Source organism: Subtercola boreus, assembly GCF_003399625.1.
In the GTDB taxonomy this organism is placed as follows: Bacteria; Actinomycetota; Actinomycetes; order Actinomycetales; family Microbacteriaceae; genus Subtercola; species Subtercola boreus_C.
The window spans coordinates 1-2,865 of record NZ_NBXA01000071.1 but is presented as its reverse complement, the minus strand read 5'-3'; the positions used below and the strand labels follow the sequence as shown (position 1 = coordinate 2,865).

The window sequence follows — 2,865 nt, the reverse complement described above, 5'->3', positions numbered from 1 at the left end:
GTTGCTCGAGCTGCGCAGCGTCGACCACGGCGGCGACAGCCCTATTTCGGCGGGTGAGATACACAGGCTCAGCACGCGCCTCGTCGATGATCGACGCCAGCCGTCCGCGGGCGTCGGTGATAGCAACTTGTCTCATGAAACCCACTCTACTGCGCCTAGCGCGAAATGTACATAACAAGTAGGTTTGTACAAAAGCGCTGATAATGAACCTTACGTCAGCTCCGATCTCTCTGCGTTCGACATCCCGAATAATTGCCCTGTTGGGCAACGGTAGCTGCGACCGTATTGAGCCCATAGCAACGCCGAAGACCCTAGAATCCACGAGAGTCGAGTAGGTCACCGCCTTAGCGGCGCCCGCATATCGCCACAGAACTCCCGATCAATCGAAGCGTCGGCGTCACCGCTCCACCCGTCGGACGAACAGCGACGATTGTCATCCGGCGATGTCCAGATTGGAGTTTAGAGCGCCTTTACCCTGTGCTCGCTCGATATCGTCCGGGCGATCACCGCGTGAACCGAGCCTCGAGTGGTGTGCATTAGCTCACCGGTAGTTTCAGCACCAAGTGGGTTCGAGAAGGATTGTCCTAAAGCTATCGATCAAAATGGAAACTTCGTCGAGGTCGGCATGCCAGTATGTGATGGGTCCAGATCCTCGTGGGTGCGTAGTTTGGCGACGGTAGGCGATGCCTTGCGTTTCTAGTAGTAAAAGATGCCTGATGAGACCGGTTCGGGTCATTCCAAGTTGATCGGATAAGTCCGCGACGCTTGCCTCGCCGTTTGAGATGAGCGCCTTAAGTATGTCGATCCGAACATGGCTTATTCCAAAGACGGCGAGTGGGTTCACGATCTAACTCTTTGGGCCGTGCACGCCGGTCATCAGTGCGGCGAGATCTTCGGGGTGCAGGAACGAGGGTGGGGGAGGAGGCCCCCAGCTGAAGAGGCCTTGGACCCCCTCGAGGACTTCCGGTTTCCAGATTTCTTCTTCCGGAATGCAGTCCATGTCCGAGTAGTATTCAGAGAAGTTGCCTGCCGGGTCTTTGAGATACCAAAAGAAGTTCGATCCGGCGAAATGTCGCCCGAGACCCCAGACGTGACGCTCCGGGTTGTCTTCGAGCATCGCGTAAGCACCGCGGCCAACGTCGTCGATGTCGTTGACTTGCCACGAGGTGTGATGTAGGTAGTTGACTGGCGACTTGAGTACGAGCAAGTTGTGGTGGTCGATCGAACAGCGTAGAAACGATCCTTCGCCTTTGATGTGGTCGCTTTCGCGGAAGCCTATGCCCTCCACGAAGAACCGCCGGGTCGCTTCGTAGTCGACTGAGCCGATGACGACGTGCCCGAGTTTACGAGGCATTACTCTGTCGTGGCGCATCACTCCCGGCGCCCTGGCACCGGTTCGTTCGAATCTGCCGGGCCCGTTATACGGTGTTGGGTGCTGCGCCTTCTGTGACACTCGAGGCACAATATTTACTGTCACCCGCACGTCTGATATTAGATCTATCGCAGTGACGTGCTCAGGAAACTGCTGGACGAACACGCCTAGCTTTGCCAGATTGCCGGTGACCCGGCCCAGGTCGTCATGGTCATCAGCCCCAATCGCGACGTCAACCAGACGGCGATTTGGAGAGTACACGATGCGTAGTTGCTCGCCACCGTCGGTCGTGGCGAAGCGACCGTGTCCGAGATGCGTGAGTCCAAAGTCGGCGTAATAATCGATCGTCGGCTGTACATCGGGAACGCCCATCGTGAGCGAGGCGAGGCGGTGCAGAGACATCTAGTGTCCTCTCATCATCGAGCTGAGCCGTGGGATGCAATAGCGCAATCCTCGCACCAGAATTTCGCCTGGTCAACTAAATTTCGAAATTGTCCCAAATAATTGAACTCTGCAGTAAGCTGAATCTCGACCTTGGTGCAGGTCGGTCGACCATTCAGCACGGAGACATCGGTGTCGAGTCGCATGAGGAGAACGTTTTTTATGCTTATTTCGGATAAACTGGTTTCTTCGAAATAAGCAGCGTTCTGCAAAGGGGATAAGTCGATGGCTATTCAAGCTAAAACACGGAACGAAGTTGCGTTCGCTCGGTTACGCGGCGATATTCTTTCCGGGCGTCTCATTCCCGGGCAAAAACTCGCATTCGCTGAGCTTTGCGAGTCTTATGGGGTGAGCGTAGGAGTGATACGCGAGGCTTTGTCGCGGCTAGTCGAACAGGGCCTCGTGCACAGCGCACCGCAACAGGGGTTTTTCGTCACGACGATCTCAGGGCCAGACCTCGTGTATCTGACTCAAGCGAGATGCGAGATCGAGAGCTTGGTACTGGCTCACGCTATTGCGGAAGGCAACGTGGAGTGGGAATCCCTCGTGCTCGCATCCCACCATCGGCTCGTCAACGCACCATTGGTGAGCCCGGAAGACCCAGAGCGACTGAGCGAGGAGTGGGTCGAAAGACATTCCGACTTTCATCAAACTTTACTACTCGGCTGCGAGAATCCCCGGCTCAGAGGCATTGCCGGGCAACTTCGGGATTCCGCTGAGTTGTACCGTCGCTGGTCAGTCCCATTCGACCATGAAGGTGATCGAGATATCGCTGGGGAGCACGCGTTAATCGTCGAGGCGGTTTTGAAGCGGGATACGGCGCTTGCCACTCAACGGCTCGTCGAGCACATCTCCAAAACCACCAGTCTCCTTCTGGAGTCTGGCGTAGTCGAAGGTGCGGAGAAAAGGTAACGGCTCCGTTCTCTGTCTCTGGCAACGTTAGCCAGGACCACTCGGGCAATCTAAGCGGAGACCACCTCGGCGTTTTGCGGGGTGTCGGGGCAATCTAAGCCAGGCCCACCTCCACCGTTATCGCAACGTGTTATTTGTTG

At 56.2% G+C, this 2,865-nt stretch carries 4 protein-coding genes; 1 reads left to right on the top strand and 3 read right to left on the bottom strand.

Annotated elements, in window-relative coordinates; all coding sequences use genetic code 11:
* The 3 genes from B7R21_RS19270 to B7R21_RS19260 all read right to left on the bottom strand — a co-directional run.
* Nucleotides 1-136: type II toxin-antitoxin system prevent-host-death family antitoxin (locus tag B7R21_RS19270; RefSeq protein ID WP_116284872.1), on the bottom strand; the 136-nt coding region annotated here is incomplete at its 3' end.
* A 417-nt stretch (nt 137-553) separates the two neighbouring features.
* On the bottom strand, nt 554-844 hold the full coding sequence (locus B7R21_RS21060; protein ID WP_172592298.1) for a winged helix-turn-helix transcriptional regulator: 291 nt from the start codon (nt 842-844) through the stop codon (nt 554-556).
* Between the two features lie 3 nt (nt 845-847).
* Entirely contained in the window at nt 848-1,774 is a 927-nt protein-coding gene (locus B7R21_RS19260; RefSeq protein ID WP_116284870.1) for a VOC family protein, read from the bottom strand.
* Nucleotides 1,775-2,038: 264 nt separating this feature from the next.
* Between B7R21_RS19260 and B7R21_RS19255 the strand changes: the two genes are divergently transcribed.
* The gene (locus B7R21_RS19255) at nt 2,039-2,725 is read left to right on the top strand and encodes a GntR family transcriptional regulator (protein ID WP_116284869.1); all 687 of its coding nucleotides are present in this window, start codon (nt 2,039-2,041) and stop codon (nt 2,723-2,725) included.
* The last annotated feature ends 140 nt before the right edge of the window (nt 2,726-2,865 follow it).

Coding starts and splice junctions, on each gene's coding strand:
- B7R21_RS19260 (WP_116284870.1), bottom strand. CDS start 1,774: ATGTCTCTGCACCGCCTCGCCTCGCTCACGATGGGCGTTCCCGATGTA.
- B7R21_RS19255 (WP_116284869.1), top strand. CDS start 2,039: ATGGCTATTCAAGCTAAAACACGGAACGAAGTTGCGTTCGCTCGGTTA.